We start from the raw sequence: 19,806 nt of genomic DNA, 5'->3' as shown, positions 1-19,806 counted from the left end.
GGCGGGGGTGGCCCGGGTGGCGCCTCCCAGGAGGGCGCCGAGGCGGACGCGGCCCCCCGGCGGTTCGAGTCGGGGACGTGCTGGCGGGACCTGGAGCGCTTCAACGAGCAGGTCACGCTGGAGACGTTCCGCGGTTGGGCGGCGCCCCTGCTGGCGTCGCGCGATGGCGTCGTCCGCGAGTACCTGAAGGAGCGGCTGACGGAGCTGATTGGCAACGACGCGGGCCGCGCCCAGGAGGTGCTGGGGTGGGCGCGCGACGCCCAGGGCAAGGAGTTCCAGGTGCTCCTGTCGGCCCTGCGCGACTCGGAGGCCGTGCAGCAGCCGCAGGTGGCCGCGAAGCTGATGGCGGCGGGCCTGGACGCCACGCTGGAGCCGGGGCGGCGCGCGGGCATCCTCTCCGCGCTGGACACGCAGAAGCGCCTGGAGCCGGCGGCGCTGGACTCGCTGGCGAACTTCGCGAAGGACCCGGGCTCCGGCGAGGCGGGCTGGGCGGCCACGCGCACGCTGGCGCGTGTGATGAAGAAGGACTTCGCGCAGTCGGGCAACGCCGCGCCGTATTTGGACAAGCTGCTCACCATCGGCACGGACTCGCCCGACGAGCACATCCGCTACCTGGCGCAGTCCATGCCCATGCACGCGGCCCCGGTGCTCGACGCGGCGTCCACGGAGCGCTACTCGCGCATCCTCACCAGCGAAGGCAACGAGGACGGCCGCGACGCGGCGGCGCACAACCTGTCCCTGTCCCAGGACAAGGCGAAGGTGCTGGAGCTGTTCGCCCAGACGTTCCCGCGCGAGCCGTCCGTGTGCGTGCGCTGGGCGCTGTTCCGCTTCTCCGCGCGCGTGGCGGGCAAGGACGCGCTGCCGGTGATGGCGAACATGGCCGTCATCGACCCGCGCTTCCAAGCGCAGTACCGCGTCTTCGAGCAGCTCTACGCCAGCGGCGTCCTCGACTTCATGCGGGTGTGGAACAGCCTGCCCGACCAGGACCCCTTCGGCTGCATGGACCACCACGACTGAGCCCGGGAGAACCCATGACCCGCATGTCTTCCTTTCGCATGGGCACGTGGGGGTGGCTGGCGTTCGCGCTGGTGCCCCTGGTTCCCCTTCCGTCCATCGCCGAGGGCGCGGTCCCCGCTTCCGCCCCGGTGCTCCAGGGCGAGACGTGTTCAGTGCCGGGGTTGATGGATCAGATCCGCCGGGGGCTGGCCTCCAAGTCGCCGGCCTACCAGCGCTACCTGCGGGCCCTGCTGCGCGAGGCGGCCGTCACGCTGCCCGGCGCGGAGTTGCAGGCCGCGTTCGAGCGGGAGACGGATCCGCAGATGGCGGAGCACCTGGCGGCGGCCCTGGTCGCGCGCAGCGAGCGGGAGGCGGACCGCGAGGCGATGCAGGTGGTGGCGAAGCGGGCGCTGGAGGACCGGGACCCGGCCGTGCGCTCGGCCACGGTCCGCGCGATGCGGCGCACGGGCGCGCTGGAGAAGACCGGGGACCTGTATGCGCGGCTGATGCGCGACGCCTCCCCGGAGGTGCGCATGGAGGCCGCGACCAACCTGGTGGAGGACAACAAGTTCGTCTACGCCGGCCAGCACGGCCCGGCGACGGACACGGCGGTGGCGGCCGCGGCGGCGTCCACGGACCCCCAGGCGACCGCGAAGATATTGGCCACGCTCAACACGGAGAAGCTGGGGGCGGAGGCCGCGGGCACGCTCCAGGGGCTCTTGCGCAGTGACTCGGCGGACGTGCGCAGGTCGGCGGCGCTGGCGCTGGGCGGCGTGCCGGCGGAGCAGATGGGCCCGGCCCGCGAGGCCCTGGTGGCCATGTACCGGGATGAGCGGGACGCGGGCGTGCGCAAGGCGCTGGTGCAAGGCATTGCGCAGCTGGGCTTCGCGGGCGCGGTGCCGGAGCTGCAGCGGCTCAAGGGCATCGACCCGGGCATGAAACCGGAGATCGACGCGTGGATCCGCGCGCTCGAAACGGGTCTTCAGGAGTGGGAGCTGATCCTGAGGGAGAAGCAGCGGCTGCAACAGGCTCCGTAGGCAGCGGTAGCGGTATCCACCCCCCAGGGCCGGGAGACCGGCCCGAAAGGAACACCCCGATGCGTTACATGACGAAGGCATCCCTCGCGGCACTGGCCCTCCTCCCCCTGGTCGCGTCCGCGCACACGGTCAAGTCGCCCTTCCCGGGCACGGTGACGGCCACCACCTACTATTCGAGCGGCAGCTTCCACGGCGCCGTGGACATCTCCAGCGGCCGTTGCAACTACTGGGGCGCGGAGACGGGCGTGGTCGGCTCCGTGTACTGGAATGTGACGGTCCGCACGTCGGGCGTCTACTGCAACGGCACCGGCAGCGGCACCCAGAACGAGGCCAAGCACGTCTGGGAGAGCGGCTGGACGTTCCGTCAGTGGCACTTCATCAAGACGGCGGACTCCTATGACCGCACCTGCGACCGCTGCCAGGTCGGCAACGAGGGCGCCACGGGCAACGCCACCGGTCCCCACGCCCACCTCCAGCAGGACAAGGCCGGGACGAACGACACGTCCTGGTACAGCGGCTACACCACCAAGGGCGAGGCCGTGGACCGCGCGGAGACCGTTGGCGTGCTGGACTGAGTCCCGGGGTTCTTGATTGAAGTTGGGAGCGCGGGTCATGGCAGAGTGGCGCCATGACCCGTTCTTCCGTTTTTACGTCCCTGGCGGCCCTGAGCCTGTTGTTGCTGTCCACTGCCTGCAACAACCCCGACCACGCCCAGGATGAGGTGGACCTCCGGCAGTTGGTGGGCGCGCAGACGGAGGCCTGGAACGCGCATGACGCGACGGCCTGGTCGAAGGACTTCGCGGACGACGCCGAGTTCGTCAACATCGTCGGTACGGTGTTCCAGGGGCACGCGGAGATCGAGACGCGCCACGCGGCCATCTTCGCGAGCATCTTCAAGGCGAGCCACGACACGGTGACCGTGCGCAAGGTCGTCTTCCCCGGCCCGGACGTCGCGGTGGTCGACATGGTGCATGAGGTCACCGGCCACACGGGCCTGCCTCCCGGCGTGCAGAACACGGAGGAGGGGCTGCTGCGCACGCAGATGAAGTTCGTGCTGAAGCGCACCGATGGGCAGTGGCGCATCGTCGCGGGCCAGAACACGGACGTGAAGCCCGCGCCCGCCGCTCCGTAGGCCGTTCGCGCTTGTCGGTCTCCCCGGCACGAGGGGGGAGGCCGTTCGCTCCAGGCTGGGGGGCGGGCAGGCTCGCTCCCGGGAGGGGCATGGCAGCGTCCGGGCGACAAGAGGTGGACACGAGCCTTGCGATGCGGCGGTGGCTGCACTAGCCATCCGGAAACAGAGGGGCGACGGCGCCGACCGCTCGGGTCCTCTGATGAGGAATCCATGGCCCAGCGCCGTCCGACCCGCAGTCCCGTATCCCCTGGTAGCTCCACGTCCCGCGCGCCGGGCAAGGCCGCCGCGAAGCCTGAGGTCCGGGCCGCCAGTGGTAAGGCGTCCGCGGCGGTGAAGAAGGGAGCGGTGGCGAAGAAGGCTTCCCCCGCCAGCAAGGCCGCTCCCGTGCGTGGGGGAACGGCGGTCGCCAGGTCGAAGCCGGCCATGAAGGCGCCTGCCACGAAGTCGAAGGTGGCGGCACCTGCCGCGAAGACCGCTGCCGCGAAGGCGAAGCTGGCGATGCCTGCCGCGAAGGCGAAGCCGGTGGTGGCTGCGAAGGCGCCTACCGCGAAGTCGAAGCTGGCGATTCCTGCTGCGAAGTCGAAGCTCGCGGCACCTGCTGCGAAAACGAAGCCGGTGGTGGCCGCGAAAGCACCTGCCGCGAAGGCCGCGCCGGCAGCAGCCGCGAAGACACCCGCCGCGAAGTCGGCACCGGCAGCAGCCGCGAAGACACCCGCCGCGAAGTCGGCACCGGCAGCAGCCGCGAAGACACCCGCCGCGAAGACGACCCCGAATGCCGCCACTTCGGAACCCGAGGCGCAGACGCCACCACGGGCCGCCGCATCGAAGCGCTCCGCGAAGAAGGCCCCGTCGGAGGCGAGTCCCGCGAGCGCCACGGACGCAGGCACGGCCGGAGCAACCTCCGAAATGCCCCCCGCTCCCGCGAGCACCTCCGAAGCCACCTCGTCCGACGCCACTTCCGCGAGCCCCCCCGGGACAGCTCCGGCCGACATGGCTCCCACGAGCAGCGGCGACACCGCCACGTCCACGCCCTCCCCAGCGGACACCGGGAAGACGGCTCCGGCCGACCTCACTCCCGCGACCGCCGAGGACACCGCACCGTCCGCCGCGAGTTCGGCGGAAGCATCACCCTCAAGCAACGCGGAGACATCCCCGGCTGAAGCCGCTGACACCCAATCCCCAGGCACCCCGGCCCGTGGCACGAAGCGGAAGGCCACGCGCGGAGGCACAGCCGCGCCGGAAGAAGGCCAGGCTCCTCCGCCTGTGGCTTCGGAGCCGTCAGCACCCGCCGAAGCCACCGGGAAGTCCAAGCGCGCCGCCAAGGGCGCGGCACACCCTGCCCCTCCCGAACCGCGCGAGGAGGAAGCTCCCGCCGCCTCCGAACCGACGAAGCCCGCGCGCCCCGCCGCCGAGCCCCAGTACCTCGTCCTCACCGGCGGCTCGCCCTTCCTGCGCGCCATCGGCTTCGTGCGCCGCGTGGACGGCGAACCCCTGCAGGGCTTCGTCAACCTCTCGGTGTCGAAGATGGCGACCCTCACGCTCCCCACCGAACCGGGCCAGTACGAGTTCCGCTTCCAGACCCGCAACGGCACCGGCGACTTCAAGCTCGCCCAGCGCACGGAGCGGGGCTCGCCTCGCAACGTGCGTGACTTCGAGATGGAAGCCTCGGGCGCCGTGCAGACCTACCGCTTCAGCATCCCCTGAGTCACCGCCAGCACTCCCGATCCTCCAGGCGCGGGCCACCATCCCGCCCCGCCTGAAGCCGGGAGGCCCCCCTGGACCCAGGTCCAGGAGCGCCGCCTTATTCCCCTTTCAGAGCATTGGCGGTGGCCCGTCCCACGCCTGCTCTACAACCGGCGCGCGCACCCCTCAAGGCAGGCCAAGCCCCATTGCATAGCTTCATACGCAGCCGTGCAATGGAATACATGAGCCAATCACCCCAGAGGAGGTTGCGACATGGGCAGCATCATGGAAGAGGAAACCCTGAAGAACCCTGGCTTCTACAATGAGGGCCAGTCCGCGTCGTCATCGATGTCGGGTGACCGGACAGACATCAAACAGGAGGGCAAGGAGCAGGTGAAGCGCATTGGCGGCCTCACCCGCCAGCGCGCCTTCTCGCAGGTGGACTCCCGCAAGGGCGCCCTGGTGGAGAGCCTGAACGGCTTCGCCAGGCAGCTGGAGTCCATCTCCTCGCAGGGCGACGTGCAGGTCCCACAGCACCTGATTGGCAGCGCCGTGGGCTTCGTGCGCAAGGCGTCCGACACGCTGGAGCAGAACTCCACCGAGGAGCTGCTGCGGCAGGCGCAGACGAAGATGCGTGAGCGGCCGGGTGTGGCGCTGGCGGGATGTGCACTGCTCGGCTTCGTCGCCGCGCGCTTCCTCAAGGCGTGAGGGTGACCCATGGAAACCCATTCCTCACGAACCCGTCCCATGGACGACGGCGCCAGGGACACCGGCCGACTGGGCGAGCAACCGCTCGGGACCCTGGTCTCCGAGTTCCTTGATCAAGGCAAACACCTGCTGCGGGCGGAGTTCGCGCTCGCGCGCACGGAGATGCGCTCCGAGGCGAAGAAGGCCGCGGCCGGCGGCGGGATGCTCGCCGCGGGAGGCGTGGTGCTGCTGCTCGGCGCCATGGCGCTGGTGGCCTTCCTGGTCATCGCGCTCGCGGAGGTGATGCCGCTGTGGGGCAGCGCGCTGCTGGTCACCGTGCTGCTGCTCGCCGTCGGGGCGGGCGTCGCCATGGTGGGAGCGAAACGACTGAAGGCGGTCCACGCGCCACGGAAGACCATCCAGACCCTCAAGGAGGACAGCCAATGGGCGAGCACGACGATGCGCTCCGCGAAATCGCAGATGCACGGGCACGCATGAGCGTGCTGGCAGAGGAACTCGGCCGCCGCGCGAACCCCGAGCTGCTGAAGGCCCGCGCGAAGGAGTTCGCGCTCGAGAAGAAGGAAGAGGTGACGGAGCACGCGAAGCACCTCGCCCAGGAGAAGCGCGACGAGCTGAAGCAGCAGGCCCGGGAAAAGGTGCTCGACTGGAAATCACACGCAAAGGAGACGGCGATGCGCAAGAGTCATGAGTGGACGGACGAGGCCACCCGTACACCCCGCGGCCTGGGGTTGCTGGGCGCGCTGCTGGGCGCGGGGGTGGGCTCCATGTTGATGAAGCGGGCCTTCAAGTCCCGCATCGAGGAGCGCCACGGCTACGACGAGCGCGGCTACCGGGTCCGGGGCTACGAGCGCGTGCCGGTGCGCTACTACGGACGCGATGACCGCTACGCGGAGTCCGAGCGCTACGGCGCCTATGGGTCGGGCCGGGACATCCCCTACCCTGAATACAACACGGCCCCTGGCTACAACGCGGGCATCGGTGAGCGCGGCAGCGAGGGCTCGAACCTCAAGGAGCGCGCGGCGGACGCACTGAGTTCCGCGAAGGAGTCCGTGGGCAGCACCACGGAGGGCGTGAAGGAGCGCGTCCATGACGCGGCCGACACCGTGCGTGAGCGCGTCCATGGCGCGGCGGACACCGTGCGCGGACGCATGCATGACGCCAGCGACAGGGTGCGTGAGCGTGCGTCGCACCTGCGTGAGCGCGTGCCGTCGGGCCAGGAGCTCCGCGGGCGCACCTCGGAGTGGTACGACCGGGCCCTCGAGGAGCAGCCCCTGGCGCTCGCGCTCGGCGCGGTGGCGCTCGGCATGCTGACCGCGAGCCTGCTGCCCGTGTCCAACAAGGAGCGTCAGCTCCTGGAGCCCGCCAGGCGCCGCGCGCAGGAAGGCCTGTCGCAGCTGGGTGACCAGGTGAGCCAGAAGCTCGAGGGCAGCAACACGTCGATGGATGAAGAGACGGCCCTCGCCGGCCCGACCTCCATGGGCACCAGCGCCGGGATCCCGCCGCTGCCGCCGCTGGATCAGATTGCCCCGAAGGTGCACTGAGCACCGCCCGCCTCCGCCGTGCGCCTTGCACGAGCGGCGGCATGAAGGAAGGCATGCAGCCCTTTGAAGCGAGGGGTGTCCCGGGCCCGGTGTCTCCGGCCCGGGAGCCCCACCTCAGGGCAGCGGGAGCAGTCGGGAGAGCAGCGCGAGGCCGGGCGCTTCCAGCGGGCCACGTCCGCGCAGCGCGGCGAACATCGACCCCTCGTGATCCGCGAGGAGCACGACCCCCGCGTCCGCCGCGGGCGCGAAGCCCAGGAACCCCACGAAGCCTCCCATCACCGACGAGCGCCAGAGCACCGCGTGCCCGCGCACCTGGGAGACCTTCCATCCCAGGCCCCGGCGCATGCGTCCAGAGTCCACGCGCGGCGCATGCGTCAACGGGAGCGCACGCACGAGGCCCGGCTCACCGCGGCCGAGGTTCGCGTCGAGGAAGCGCAGCAGGTCCCCCGCGGTGGAGTGCAGCGAGCCTGCTCCGGGGAGCGCGGGGCACGTCCACGGAGGCACCGGCTTGCCGCGCGCGGTGTGCCCGGAGAGCAGTCGGGGCGCCTGTTCGTCGGTGACCCGCGTCGTCGTATCGACGAGTCCCAACGGCTTGCAGAGCAGGTCCCGCAGCGCGTGCCCGTAGTTCAACATCGCGCGCCGTGAGAGCGCATGGCCGAGCACGCCCATGCCCAGGAAGGACTCGGCGGGAGGGCGCGGCGGTGGACGCTGGGGGTGGTAGCCGCGAAGGAACTCACCGAACAGGCCCGCGGAGTAATGGCCGAAGGGGTCCTTCGGATTCTGCTGCGCCGCCGTGCCCAGGTTGGGTGGCAGGTTCGGCAGGCCGGAGGTGTGCGTCGCCAGTTGCTCCAGCGTGATGCGGCCCGCGACCTCGTCGACCAGCAACACCCGGGGGATCAGCTCCGACAGCGGCGTGTCGAGCCGCACGTCCTTCCGGTCCACCATCACCGCGAGCAGCGCCGCCGTGAAGACCTCCGTGAGCGCGCCCAGGGAGAACACCGCCTCCACGGCGGGAGGCGTCCCCTGGCCGCGCAGCCCCTCTACGTGGTGCGTGCCCTGGTGGGTGAGACCCGCGCACAGGGACGCGGAGCGGTAGCCGCGCAGGTAGCGCCGCGTCTCCGCGAGGAGGAGTTCGGAGGGAGTCGGCATGGGGTGCTGGGGCTCTTACGGGCCCCCTGCCCCGCGTGGCAAGCCTCCCGGAGAGCACCGTGTCAGGCGTTGCCATGCGCGGGCGTCCTCCTGCTGGAAGGCCCCCTCTTCGCCGACATGCTGCCCGCGATCTGTTCGCCGTGGCCGTGTCAGGCACTGTCCCTGTTCGCGTCAGGCACGGGCCTCAAGCCACCCCACACGAAAGGCCCGTGGATGCCCCTGTCCCGCTCCGTGGCACGACCCGCGAATGCCCTGCTGTTCGGACGCAACCCGCACCAGTCGGACACGTTCGACGTGGAGGCCGACGCCGCCGAAGCGCTGGGAGTCGACACCTATCAGGCGGACCTCTCCGCCCTGCTGTCAGGCCATGCGGCTCGGGCGCTCGCGGGCGTGCCGGAGCGGGGCCGGCTCCGGTTGCTGTATCGCGGCTGGATGCTAACGGAAGAGGAGTACGGCGCGCTCGATGAGGCCGTCCATGCGCTCGGGCACCGGTTGATGACGACCCCCGAGCAGTACGCCGCCGCGAACTACCTCCCGAACTGGTATCCGCGCCTCGCCGGCTACACCGCGCGCTCCATCTGGACGGAAGGCACGGATGCCCTGGAGGCGTGGCATGCGGCGCGGGTACTCGGGCCGCCGCCTTGGATTGTGAAGGACCACGTGAAGTCCGCGAAGGAGCGCTGGGCGGAGGCCTGCTTCGTCCCGGCCGGCGCCACGCGCGAGGACTTCGAGCGCATCTGCTCCAACCTGCTCGACGAGCGCGGCGACCGCTTCGAGCGGGGCTTCGTGGTCCGCCGCTTCCTGCCGCTCAAGGTCTACGGCCGGACGCCCGCGGGGCCCGCGCACCTGGAGTTCCGCCTGTTCTTCGGCAAGGGCCGGCTCATCGCCGCCGAGCCGTACCATGAGTTCGACGTGGAGGTTCCGGACTTCACCGCGTTCGAGCCGCTCGGCCGGCGCATCCCGTCCCCCTTCTTCACCCTGGACGTCGCGATGCTCGAGGACGGCGGCTGGGCCGTGGTGGAGGTGAATGACGGCGGCGTCTCCGGCCTGCCGCCCGGGCTCGACCCCCGTGAGCTCTTCGCCGCGCTGCTCGACCTCCGGTAGGGCCCCGATTGCCACGACGACTCAGGCCCGCTTGCGGAACTCCGAGCCGTAGTCATCCAGGTCCTGGAAGAGCATCCCCGTGCATTCCTCGTCGATGAGGGCCCGGCCCAGGTCCTCACGGACGAGGATGAGGCGGTACCGCTCTCCCAATCGGAAGATCTTCGTGTCCTGGGGAATCTTCCCCTCGTCCAACACCAGGCGCCGAAAGCGCTGCACCTGATCCTTGAGGATGGTATCCATCACGAAGTCGGACTTCTTCGCATCCATGCAGCCCACGGTGCCCTGCACGTTGGCGATGAAGTAGGGGTTGTCCAGCACCTTCTTGCGGGGGGTACGCAGACGCACCGGCAGGAACTCGATGGGATTCGTGGGCGCCTGCCTCTCCAGGAGGCCCTTGAGCTTCTCGGAGACCACGAGCAGTGCGAAGGTATTGGGGATGCTGTCCGCCAGTTTGCTACCCCCATCCCTGGCCAGGTCGAAGATGAGGTCCTTGGGGAACCATTCCTTGCAAGGAATGCCCTCTTGCAGCAGATACCCCCGTCCATCCAGTTCTTCCTTGCGAGACGATTGCAGCCACGCGAATGACGCTTCTTCGTCGTCATTCACCCAGGGATAGTAGTTCACGGTGATGGACTCCTGGCTCAACGCGCCTTGGCCTTCATACCCAGCTTCCTGGCCCCCGGCTTCACGAAACGATCGATGGCTATCGGACCGGCGGCAACCATCAGATCCCAATACTGGGACTGAAGGCCCATCAATCGGTTCTTGATGTCCGCTGGCGGGTTCCACTGCTTGTGCTCTTTGTCTTTCGCCAGAGCCGAATCCAAGATGTCTTTGACCTCTGCCATGTCCCCATCCACCTGCCTGGTGTAATTCGGGTGACTGCCTGAGTGATATGGCAGCCGGTGCATCTCCGTGTCGCGCGGCTTCACGGGGAGGAAGATGATGTTCTCCCCATTGTTGATGTCATAATCCACGCCCTGGATCATCCGCAGTTGTTCGCTGCTCAGGTACCTGGGAGAGAGCGCTTCTTCCGGAAGCAGGTGGTGGCCCTGGTTGCTGTACGGGGAGCGTCCGCTCTGGAAATTCATCCCATAGGCAAAGGTGTAGCGACGCGCATGGCTCCTGCTGCCCGGCTTCACCCGCTTGTCCCGGGTGCCCGTCCCCCGCGCCTGGAGCACAGCCTGGATGACGTCGAGGTCAGCGTAGACACTCTTCCGACCGCCATCGCCTTTGATATGCGAATAGCCTTTCCGTCGATAGTCGCGGGAGCGCTTGAGGCGTGCCAGCAGCTTGCCCGTGCCATTGATGTGTCCGTCGTTGGCCACGCGTGTCCTCAGGAGGAAGCGCCACAACATCGGGCGAGGCCGTGGAGAGCCCCAGAACAGGAGCCCTCCATCCTCCCATCCACCAGACGGGAATGCGAATCCACCCCTCACGGTCTTCATCAACTCCTGCTCCTCCAGAGTGAAGACCGCCGGTGTGACTTCTCTCAGGGAGCGAGTTGAGCGATGACGCCAGGGCCTGTGGGAATCCGTCGGCCGGGTGCTACCCTCGCCGCCATGAAGGACGCTTCCTGTCGCCCTCGCGGGTCCCTGCGCAACCGCCTCGCCGCCCTCTTCCTCGTGGGGCTCACCGCGTGCGGGGGCTGCCGGATGACCGACGCCGAGCGCGCCGCCAAGGAGCGGGCGGAGATTGAAGAGCGCATGCGCGACTCCGTCACGCTCGTGCCCTACCGCGCCTTCAAGCTCACCCTGCGCGCGAACGGTGAAGCCGGAGCGCCGGAGGAGGTCGCCCAGCTCTGGAAGGCGCTGGCCCAGACGCGCGCCCTGCCCGACAAGCCCCTCACCGACGAGGCGACCCGCGAGGCGGCCCGCACGTACCTGGACCTGGGCGTGGCCTTCTACAAGGCGCGCAAGACGCTCCAGACGCGCGACGAGGACGAGTTCCCCCTCTTGTGGTCCAAGTGGGTGCCCGGCACGCCCCTGCCCCTGCCGGCCTACGACGAAGGCCAGGAGCACGCGCTGGTCGCCACCGTGTGGCTCGTGCTCGACAAGGCCGCGAAGGCCGGCCGCATCCCCTCCACGGAGCTCGTCTTCTACGAGCTGTCGCGCGCCACGCCGACCTCCGCGTGGCCCCCGCTCCTGCGCCTGGCGGTGCAGGCCAACCGGGGCCTCGCCTTCTGTCAGGCCGGCTACCACTACGCGGCCGAGGAGGAGCTGACCGCCTTCCTCGCCGAGACCGAGCGCATGCCTCCCGACGACTTCGTCTCCATCGACGGCGCCACCCCCGCGCAGTCGCGCGAGACGGTGCTCGCCGCCGGGCACTTCCTGCGCGCGTGGAACCGCATGGCCTTGAAGCGCGACCGCCCCGCGGAGGACGACATCGAGCAGGGGCTGCGCTCGCTCCAGACGCTGGGCGTGGAGAACGAGCTGACGTGGTGGGGTTGGGCCTTCATCCACTCGCGGCGAGGGCGCTACGACGAGGCCGCGGCGTCGCTGGACCGGCTCGCGGCCAGCCCCTTCCTGGAGGAGACGGAGCGGCGCGAGGTGCACGACAGCGCGGAGGCCCTGCGCCACCACGGTGACAGCCTCCCGGTGTTCCAGCAGGCGCGCGCGGGCCTCCTGCTGGGACGGGCGCTGCTGGCGCGCGCGGGCGGCCTGGAGCACGTGCTCACCGTTGCGCTCGGGCCCGAGCGCGCGAAGCAGCTCCATGCCCCGCTCGTCTGGATGGACCGCGTGCGCCAGGGCACCGCGTCGCTCACCCCGGAGCAGCTGGCCCAGGGCGCGGGCGAGACGCTCGACCGCGCCCGCGAGGCGGGCAGCAAGGGCTGGGACGCCCTCAAGCAACGCCTGGGCAATGGCACACAGGAGACCACGACCCAGACCAGCCCTCCGTGACGCGCGCGTTGAAGGCTTGAACAGACCGCCCGGCCGGCCCCCCGACGGCCGGTCGGGCAGTCAGGCCATTGGACCTGTCCCTTGGCCGACTTGTGGATGCGACCCAGCTTTTCAGAAAGCCCTCCCCTCCCTCCACAAGGAGCAGCGCGCTCGATGAAAGCCATCTGCTGGCACGGTCACGGTGACGTCCGCTACGAAACGGCCCCCGACCCCAAGATTGAAGACCCCCGGGACGCCATCATCCGCGTCACCCGCACCGCCATCTGTGGCTCGGACCTGCACCTGCTGGACGGCTACATGCCGACCATGAAGAGCGGGGACGTGCTCGGCCACGAGTTCATGGGCGAGGTGGTGGAGACCGGCGCGAGCGTGACGAAGCTCAAGAAGGGCGACCGGGTCATCGTCCCCTTCAACATCGCGTGCGGCGAGTGCTTCTTCTGCAAGAAGACGCTGTTCTCGCTGTGCGACCGCTCCAACCGCAACGCGGAGATGGCCGCGAAGGTGATGGGCTATTCGCCCTCCGGCCTCTTCGGCTACTCACACATGCTGGGCGGCTTCCCCGGAGGCCAGGCCGAGTACGTGCGCGTGCCGTACGCGGACGTGGGCCCGCTCAAGATTCCGGAGGGCCTCACCGAGGACCAGGTGCTCTTCCTCACCGACATCTTCCCCACCGGCTACATGGCGGCGGAGAACTGCGAGATGGAGAAGGGCGACACCGTGGCGGTGTGGGGCTGCGGCCCCGTGGGCCAGTTCGCCATCCAGAGCGCCTGGATGTTCGGCGCGGGCCGCGTCATCGCCATCGACCACGTGCCCGAGCGGCTGGAATTGGCGCGCTCCTGGGGCAAGGCGGAGACCCTCGACTTCACGAAGCACGATGTCTACGACACCCTGAAGGAGCTGACGAAGGGCCGGGGCCCGGACCGCTGCATCGACGCCGTGGGCGCCGAGGCCCATGGCACCGGCAGCCTGGACGCGGTCATCGACAAGGCGAAGGCGGCGGTGAAGCTCGCGACGGACCGGCCGCACGCGCTGCGCCAAGCCATCCACTGCTGCCGCAAGGGCGGGACGATCTCCGTGCCGGGCGTCTACATCGGCTTCCTGGACAAGCTTCCCTTCGGCGCCTTCGTCAACAAGGGCCTGACGATGAAGACGGGGCAGACGCACACGCACCGCTACACCCGGCCCCTGCTGGAGAAGATCCAATCGGGCGCCATCGACCCGACGCGGCTCATCACCCACCGCGCGAAGCTCGCGGACGCGCCCACGCTCTACAAGAAGTTCCGCGACAAGGAAGACGGCTGCATCAAGGTCGTCATGTCGCCGTAGCGGGGGCCGGCGCCTGCGTCCTTCCCGTCAGCCGGTCGTACGCGTGCGGCCGGCGCCAGCGGATGAGCGCCCGCGCGAGCGGGTTCATCCCCCAGTGCATGGGCACCGGCTCCACGATGAAGCCCAGGTCGTCCTTGAACTGGCCCAGCTGCGACGCCTCGGGGGCGTGGAGCCCGCCCACGAGCGTGCGCACGCCCTGGAGCCGGCGGCAGACCTGCGCGAATTCAAAGCTCAGCCCGGTGGAGATGTTCGTCGGCAACGCCCACGTCGCGTAGTACGCGCTGGAGCCGTACGCGACGCCGTCCACCACGTAGCCGTCCAGGTAGCCTCCGAGCTTGCCGTCAATCAGCCCGGCGAGCACGCACCAGTGGTCGTTGATGAAGTACTTCCGCACGTCCCGGAAGTACGCCTCCTGCGTGGGCGGCCGCTTGTGCCGCGTCCTCGTCAGGGCATCCCGCACGACGCCGTAGCCCTGCTCCAGGAGGAGCGCGGGCCCGGTGAGCTGGACGATACGGACCGCGCGCTGGCACTTGCGCAGCTTGCTGCGCCGGTTCGAGGACAGGTGGCTGGCGTCATAGCCCTCCAGGTCCCGCAGCCGCACCACGGGCAGGGTGCCGGTGGCCGCGTCCGCTGCCTCCGGCGTCAGCGCCGCCCGGAAGCCCCAGCACAGCGCGGAAGGGGACGTGGCCTCGTGCGCGGTCAGCCGGGCCAGCAGGTGCACGGGCTGGAAGTAGCCGGGCGCCCCCGTCTGCTCCCAGGAGCGACCCCGGTGCGTGATGACGAGAGCACCCTCTTCGCGGCGGCGGTTGGCGAATTCCCGCTCCGTGAGGCAGGTGAAGCGCGCCTCCTCGGCGTCACGGAGCTGGGGGAGCGACAGGAGCATGGAAGCCCTTTCAGGACAGACTGGAGGGACAGCAGGCGCGGGGCGCGCGATAGGCGGGGAAGAAGCCCGCGTCCGCGGAGCCCTGGCACAGGCGGACGTACGCTTCGGGGTCGCAGATGAGCTCGTGCGTGTAGAAGTGGGAGGTCGCGTTGGCGAAGCCCCGCTTGGAGTGCTCGAGGGCGTCTCCCGGCCGCTCCCCGCCGCCCAGGTGCACGGGGGCCTCCAGCTTCGCGGACAACTCCACCAGCACCGGGAACTCGTTCTTCGCCGGCGCGTGCGCCAGGTACGCGTCCGCCGTGCCCCCGATGAAGGGGTGCAGCAGGCCGTCACTGAGGACCGCGAGCGTGGAGGAGGCCACGGCGCCGTCCGGCGCGCGCGTGGTGACGAGCCAGGCGAAGTCGCAGGTGAACACCTCCTCGAACCAGGCCTCCGTGAAGACGGGCCGGTCCCCCGCGGGGTCGCGGGCCAGGGTCTGCCGGTAGACCTGCTTGAACCCTTCGCGCTGCGCCGGGGAGGACTCCCGCACCGGCACGCACGTGCTGGCGTAGCCCAGCCGGAGGTTGCGGTGGATGTCCGCGCCGTGGTCTTCGCGGAACGTCAGGCGCTGGCGGGGGTCGATGAGGCACACCTCGGAGCGGAGCGTGCCGCCCGCGAAGCAGCGCGGCCCGCCAATGCGGTCGCGCACGAAGAGGCTCACCAGCTCCGTGCCCCGCCAGTCGATGATGTGGGGAGGCACCTCGCGCAGCCCGTTCAGCTCCGCGCCGGGGAACCCACGCGGGGACATCGCGTCCCGGTAGGCCGTCCCTTCAATGGGCCGCACGATGAGCGGCACCCGCAGCGCGCGGCCCTCGCCGTCCTCCACGATGAGGCTGTGCGTCACCCCTTCCGCGCGCAGGTGCTGCTCCGAACGGAAATAGTCCGCTGAGCAGGCCCGCTGGCCCTGATCGGGGACGAGGACGGCTCTCCACTGGGTCGCTGACTTCATGGTGGGTCCTCCCGCGAGACGGTGACAGGGTATGAGGCCAATCCACGGTTTCGTCATCGGCCCCCGGAGTGCAGCGGGGATGTCCTGATTCGGGCGGAAGGGTGTTTCCAGCCCTCCAGGGCAGGGCATGTGTTGTCTCGCCTCCGGGCCCTAACGTCTTCCGGACACCTTCCGGACACCTGGCCGGCGGATGGGTTTACGCGTGCAGCACAAGGCTCGAAGAATTCCTCTCAATGAAGCACGCCCTGCTGATGGTCCTGGTGTCATGTCTGAGCGCATGCGCCTGGGGCCCCGGAATGCACATGGACGAGGACGCCTTCCGGGAGCGGCATGCCGGAAAGGCAGACGCGGGCGCCGACGGCGCCTTCGACATCGTCCCCATCGACGCGACCCTCCTGGGCCAGCAGCAGGAGGCCCGGCGGCAGGCGCGCCCCGCCCCCCTGACGGATCCGCTGGCGCAGGTCGCCGCGGACTACGACTACCGGGTGACGGCGCATGACGTGCTGAGCGTCATCGTCTGGGACCACCCGGAGCTCACCATCCCCGCGGGCGAGTTCCGCTCCCCGGAGGCCACCGGCCACCCGGTGGCGGCGGACGGGACGATGTTCTACCCCCACGTGGGCGTCCTCCCCGTCGCGGGGAAAACCCTGCGCGACATCCGGGAGCTGCTCACGCAGCGGCTCTCCACCGTCATCGAGCGGCCCCAACTGGACGTGCGCGTGGTGGGCTTCCGGGGACAGAAGGTCCAGGTCACGGGCGAGGTGGTGGCGCCCGGGAGCCTGCCCATCACCGATGTTCCCCTGCGCGTGCAGGACGCCATCAGCCAGGCGCGGGGCTTCACCCAGGAGGCCGACCAGCGCTCCGTCACGCTCAACCGGGCGGGCACCACCTTCACGCTCGACCTGCAGGCGCTCTACGAGCAGGGCGACGTGAGCCAGAACTGGCTGATGCGGGACGGGGACATCCTCAACGTCGCGGACCGCAGCCGCAACAAGGTCTTCGTGCTGGGCGAGGTCCGCAAGCCCTCCTCCCGCCTGATGGTGAAGGGACGGATGACGCTCGCGGAGGCCATTGGTGACACCGAGGGCTTCGACCCGCTCACCTCCAACCCCTCGCGCGTCTATGTCATCCGCGGGAGCTTCGAGAAGCCCTCCATCTTCAAGCTGGACGCGAAGTCGCCGGACGCGCTGCTCCTCGCGAACCAGTTCCAATTACAACCGCACGACGTTGTCTTCGTCTCCGCGCACGACTTGACACGCTGGAACCGCATCATCGAGCAGATCCAGCCGACAGTTCAGCTGCTCTGGCAGGCAGTGGATATCGGAGACAGAACCATCATCATCGACAACCCATGATGCCCACCTCTCCCGGCCCACAGGATGATGAATTGGGATTGAGCGGACACCTGGGCGTCCTGCTCGAACGACGCCGCTCCATCGCCGCCACGGTCGCGCTCACGCTCACGCTGGGCGGGGTGTACCTGCTCATCACCCCGCCGGTGTATCGCGCGAACGCAGTGCTTCAAATCGAGCAGAAGGGCAGCAGCCTGGGCGAACTGGACGAGCTGCTCTCGGACGCGCCGAGCGTCGCGGCGACAGAGATCGAGGTCCTCGGCTCGCGGTCGCTGCTGGGCCGCGTGGTGGACGGGCTGCGGCTGGAGGTGTCCGCCACGCCCGTGTACTTCCCGGTGGTGGGCGCGGCGATCGCCCGCGCGTATGGCGGCCCGGAGCTGGCGGCGGCGCCCTGGGGCCAGGGCGCCTACGCCTGGGGCGGGGAGCGCATCCGGGTGGAGCGGCTGAACGTGCCGCCGGAGCTGGAGGACGTTCCGCTCACGCTCGTGGCCCAGGCCGCTGGCGCGTACACGCTCCAGGCCCCCAAGGGGGGCGTGTTGCTGCGGGGCGAAGCGGGCACCGCCGCCACCACGGAGCCGGGCTCCGCGCAGGAGGTGGAGCTGCTCGTCAATGAATTGCGCGCCCGGCCGGGGACGCGCTTCCAACTGGTGCGGCGCTCGCGGCTGGCGGCGGTGGAGGAGCTCCAGCGCGCGCTGCGCATGAGCGAGAAGGGCGCCGGCACCGGCGTCCTCACCGTGGCCCTGGAGGGGTCGGACGCGGCGCAGGCGACCCGGACGCTCCAGGCGATCGCGGAGGCGTATGTCTTGAGCAACGTCGAGCGCCGCAGCGAGGAGGCCGGACGGACGCTGACGTTCCTGGACAGCCAGCTGCCCGGCCTGCGCCAGGGGCTGGAGCGCGCGGAGACGGCGCTGCGCGACTACCGCATGGGCAAGGGCGGCGCGGACCTGGGGCTGGAGGCGCAGGCCATCGTGAACCGGAGCGCGGACCTGGAGAAGGCCATCTCCGAATTGTCCCTGGAGCGCTCGGAGCTGCGGCAGCGCTTCACCGACCACCACCCGCTCATCATCGCCACCGGCAACAAGCTGGCGCGCCTGCGCGCGGAGCGGACCCTGCTGGGCACCCAGCTCAAGGGCATGCCCAACGCGGAGCTGGTGTCCGCCCAGCTGACGCGCGACGTGAAGGTCGCCAACGAGCTGTACCTCCAGCTGCACAACAAGGCCCAGGAGTACCGGGTGCTCAAGTCGAGCACCATCACCAACGCGCGCATCATCGACGCGCCGGTGGTGACGCGCGCGCCGGTGCGTCCCGCGAAGCCGGACGTGTTCGCGGTCAGCCTCGTGCTGGGGCTGGTGCTGGGCGTCGCGCTCGCCTTCACGCGCCAGGCGCTCCACCAGGGCGTATCCAACCCCGCCGCCCTGGAGGCCGCGCTCGCGCTGCCCGTCTTCGCGAGCCTCCCGCTGGGCCCGGGGCGCCCCGGCGACAAGCCCGTCATCCTCGCGCGCACCTGCCCCCGCGACCCGACCACGGAGAGCGTGCGCGGCCTGCGGACCCGGCTCCAACTGGCGCTGAAGGACGCGCCCGGCAACGTCGTGGCCCTCACGGGGACGAGCCCCGGCGTGGGGACGTCCTTCGTCGCGCTCAACCTCGCGTGGGTGCTGGCGGAGTCCGGCAAGCGCGTCCTGTTGGTGGACGCGAACCTGCGCGGAGGCTGGCTGCACCGCTGCTTCCAGGACGCGCGGCCCCACGGCCTCTCGGAGGTGCTGCGCGGCACCGTCCCGCTGGAGCAGGCGGTGCTGGCGGACGTCGGGCCGCGGCTGTCGTTCCTGGGCGCGGGCGAGCTTCCCCCCGACCCCGCGGAGCTCCTGTCGCAGCCCCGGTTCGCCGCGCTCGTGGCGCACCTGTCCGCCCGCTACGAGCTGGTCCTCTTCGACACGCCGTCCATCCTCGCGGTGACGGACGCGGCGCTCGTGGGCCGGCACGCGGGCGTGGGGCTCGCGGTGGTGCGGGCCGGCGCGCACCCCCTGCGCGAGGTGACGTCCGCGCTGCACCAGCTGGCGCAGAACGGCGTCCCCGTGCGCGGCGTCGTCCTCAACGGCGTGCCGCGCACCCGGACGGGCCGCGCGGTGAATGGCATCTACCAGTACGAGTACCCGGCCGTGAGCTGAAGCCCCCTGGAGAGCCGCCCCGTGAGATGGATCCGACGCACAGGTCTGGGCTTCATCGCGGCGCTCTACGTGCTCGCGGGCCGCTGGGGTTTCCACCGGCTGGCCGAAGCGGAGCCGGAGCCCAACGCGTTCCTGGAGCTGCGGCTGTGGCTCGTCATGGGCGGAGCGATGCTCGCGTCCCTGGGCTTCCTGCACCGCGCGTGGCGCGAGGCGCGGCCAGGTGAAGCGCGCTTCGACGGGCCGCTCGTCACCGCGCTCCTGGCGTTCTTCGGCTACCTCTGCGCCAGCGCCACCTGGTCCCCGGGCGCGACGTTCGCGCTGATGAAGGTCTACGACCTCACGCTCGTGCTGGTGATGAGCGTGGGCTTCGGGCTCGCCGCGCTCCGGCAGCCCGCGCCCCGCGTGCTGGACGCGTTCTGGACCATCATCGTCGCGGCCACCGCGCTGCTCGCGCTCGCCGGCGTGCGCCAGCTGCTCTCCGGTGGCGGCGGCGCGCGGCTCGCCGTGATGGGCGGCGGGCCCAACATCTTCGCGCGGCTCATGGGCCTGCTCGCGCTGGGCGCACTGTACTTCTGGACCTGGCGCGGCCAGGCGTGGCTGTGGATCCCGGTGGCGGCCACCGGCGTCATCCTCGCGCTGCTCACGGGCTCCCGGGGCGGCACCGCCGCCATCCTCGCGGGCGTCACCACCTGCCTCGTCGTGGCGCGCGTACCGCTGCGCCGGCTGCTCATCCTCACCCTGCTGGCGACGGTGGCCGTGGGGGGCGTGATGACGTTCACCCCCCTGGGCGAGCCGCTGCGCCGCTCCGTGGAGGAGCGCTTCCTGCGCCTGACCCTGAACTACGA

Annotated in this window: 18 protein-coding genes and 1 pseudogene; 14 read left to right on the top strand and 5 right to left on the bottom strand. The window is 70.3% G+C overall.

All coding sequences use genetic code 11. The features are described 5' to 3' along the window. The 8 genes from D7V97_RS21295 to D7V97_RS21260 form a co-directional block, all read left to right on the top strand. On the top strand, nt 1-1,017 hold a 1,017-nt coding region (locus tag D7V97_RS21295; protein ID WP_120612490.1), incomplete at its 5' end, for a hypothetical protein. 14 nt (nt 1,018-1,031) lie between these two features. Next, nucleotides 1,032-2,033 carry a HEAT repeat domain-containing protein gene (locus tag D7V97_RS21290; RefSeq protein ID WP_120612489.1) on the top strand — a complete coding sequence of 334 codons (1,002 nt, stop codon included), beginning with the start codon at nt 1,032-1,034 and terminating at the stop codon, nt 2,031-2,033. Between the two features lie 59 nt (nt 2,034-2,092). Then, nucleotides 2,093-2,608 carry a hypothetical protein gene (locus tag D7V97_RS21285; protein WP_120612488.1) on the top strand — a complete coding sequence of 172 codons (516 nt, stop codon included), beginning with the start codon at nt 2,093-2,095 and terminating at the stop codon, nt 2,606-2,608. A gap of 53 nt (nt 2,609-2,661) precedes the next feature. Then, complete coding sequence (locus tag D7V97_RS21280; RefSeq protein ID WP_120612487.1) at nt 2,662-3,165, top strand: SgcJ/EcaC family oxidoreductase; 504 nt, start codon at nt 2,662-2,664, stop codon at nt 3,163-3,165. A 423-nt stretch (nt 3,166-3,588) separates the two neighbouring features. After that, on the top strand, nt 3,589-4,869 hold the full coding sequence (locus D7V97_RS44210; protein ID WP_147444910.1) for a hypothetical protein: 1,281 nt from the start codon (nt 3,589-3,591) through the stop codon (nt 4,867-4,869). Nucleotides 4,870-5,121: 252 nt separating this feature from the next. Next, nucleotides 5,122-5,556, top strand: coding sequence for a hypothetical protein (locus D7V97_RS21270; RefSeq protein WP_120612485.1), 435 nt, complete (start codon nt 5,122-5,124; stop codon nt 5,554-5,556). 9 nt (nt 5,557-5,565) lie between these two features. After that, on the top strand, nt 5,566-6,033 hold the full coding sequence (locus D7V97_RS21265) for a phage holin family protein (RefSeq protein ID WP_120612484.1): 468 nt from the start codon (nt 5,566-5,568) through the stop codon (nt 6,031-6,033). Then, on the top strand, nt 6,030-7,097 hold the full coding sequence (locus D7V97_RS21260) for a hypothetical protein (RefSeq protein ID WP_120612483.1): 1,068 nt from the start codon (nt 6,030-6,032) through the stop codon (nt 7,095-7,097). The genes D7V97_RS21265 and D7V97_RS21260 overlap by 4 nt, the downstream gene beginning before the upstream one ends. Nucleotides 7,098-7,211: 114 nt before the next feature. Here the strand turns inward: D7V97_RS21260 and D7V97_RS21255 are convergent, their stop codons facing one another. Beyond that, nucleotides 7,212-8,246: a serine hydrolase gene (locus D7V97_RS21255; protein ID WP_120612482.1), complete on the bottom strand. Its 1,035-nt coding sequence runs from the start codon at nt 8,244-8,246 to the stop codon at nt 7,212-7,214. Between the two features lie 213 nt (nt 8,247-8,459). Here D7V97_RS21255 and D7V97_RS21250 point away from each other — a divergent pair, with 213 nt between their 5' ends. Then, a complete protein-coding gene (locus tag D7V97_RS21250; protein WP_158623426.1) occupies nt 8,460-9,350 on the top strand; it encodes an ATP-grasp domain-containing protein in 891 nt (296 codons plus the stop codon). Between the two features lie 21 nt (nt 9,351-9,371). Here D7V97_RS21250 and D7V97_RS21245 read toward each other — a convergent pair whose 3' ends face one another. Next, nucleotides 9,372-9,974 carry a DUF1629 domain-containing protein gene (locus tag D7V97_RS21245; protein ID WP_147444909.1) on the bottom strand — a complete coding sequence of 201 codons (603 nt, stop codon included), beginning with the start codon at nt 9,972-9,974 and terminating at the stop codon, nt 9,372-9,374. 17 nt (nt 9,975-9,991) lie between these two features. Then, nucleotides 9,992-10,678: an AHH domain-containing protein gene (locus tag D7V97_RS21240; protein ID WP_158623425.1), complete on the bottom strand. Its 687-nt coding sequence runs from the start codon at nt 10,676-10,678 to the stop codon at nt 9,992-9,994. A gap of 234 nt (nt 10,679-10,912) precedes the next feature. Here D7V97_RS21240 and D7V97_RS21235 point away from each other — a divergent pair, with 234 nt between their 5' ends. Continuing rightward, nucleotides 10,913-12,250 carry a hypothetical protein gene (locus D7V97_RS21235; RefSeq protein ID WP_120612479.1) on the top strand — a complete coding sequence of 446 codons (1,338 nt, stop codon included), beginning with the start codon at nt 10,913-10,915 and terminating at the stop codon, nt 12,248-12,250. A 153-nt stretch (nt 12,251-12,403) separates the two neighbouring features. After that, on the top strand, nt 12,404-13,576 hold the full coding sequence (locus tag D7V97_RS21230; protein WP_120612478.1) for a zinc-dependent alcohol dehydrogenase: 1,173 nt from the start codon (nt 12,404-12,406) through the stop codon (nt 13,574-13,576). Here the strand turns inward: D7V97_RS21230 and D7V97_RS21225 are convergent. Then, nucleotides 13,563-14,459, bottom strand: a complete 897-nt coding sequence (locus D7V97_RS21225) for a hypothetical protein (RefSeq protein ID WP_120612477.1) — start codon at nt 14,457-14,459, stop codon at nt 13,563-13,565. The genes D7V97_RS21230 and D7V97_RS21225 overlap by 14 nt on opposite strands. Before the next feature lie 10 nt (nt 14,460-14,469). Beyond that, a complete protein-coding gene (locus D7V97_RS21220; RefSeq protein ID WP_120612476.1) occupies nt 14,470-15,444 on the bottom strand; it encodes a GNAT family N-acetyltransferase in 975 nt (324 codons plus the stop codon). 233 nt (nt 15,445-15,677) lie between these two features. Here D7V97_RS21220 and D7V97_RS21215 point away from each other — a divergent pair, with 233 nt between their 5' ends. From D7V97_RS21215 to D7V97_RS21205, 3 genes and pseudogenes are all read left to right on the top strand, one after another. Continuing rightward, nucleotides 15,678-16,799: a polysaccharide export protein gene (locus D7V97_RS21215; RefSeq protein ID WP_120612475.1), complete on the top strand. Its 1,122-nt coding sequence runs from the start codon at nt 15,678-15,680 to the stop codon at nt 16,797-16,799. A gap of 38 nt (nt 16,800-16,837) precedes the next feature. Then, complete coding sequence (locus D7V97_RS21210; protein ID WP_233583035.1) at nt 16,838-18,961, top strand: polysaccharide biosynthesis tyrosine autokinase; 2,124 nt, start codon at nt 16,838-16,840, stop codon at nt 18,959-18,961. A 21-nt stretch (nt 18,962-18,982) separates the two neighbouring features. Continuing rightward, nucleotides 18,983-19,806, top strand: a pseudogene (locus D7V97_RS21205) (O-antigen ligase domain-containing protein); the annotation flags it as partial.

Source organism: Corallococcus sp. CA053C (genome assembly GCF_003611675.1).
In the GTDB taxonomy this organism is placed as follows: domain Bacteria; phylum Myxococcota; class Myxococcia; order Myxococcales; family Myxococcaceae; genus Corallococcus.
The sequence above is the reverse complement of the archived record's forward strand: the minus strand, read 5'-3'. Positions and strand labels throughout refer to the sequence as shown.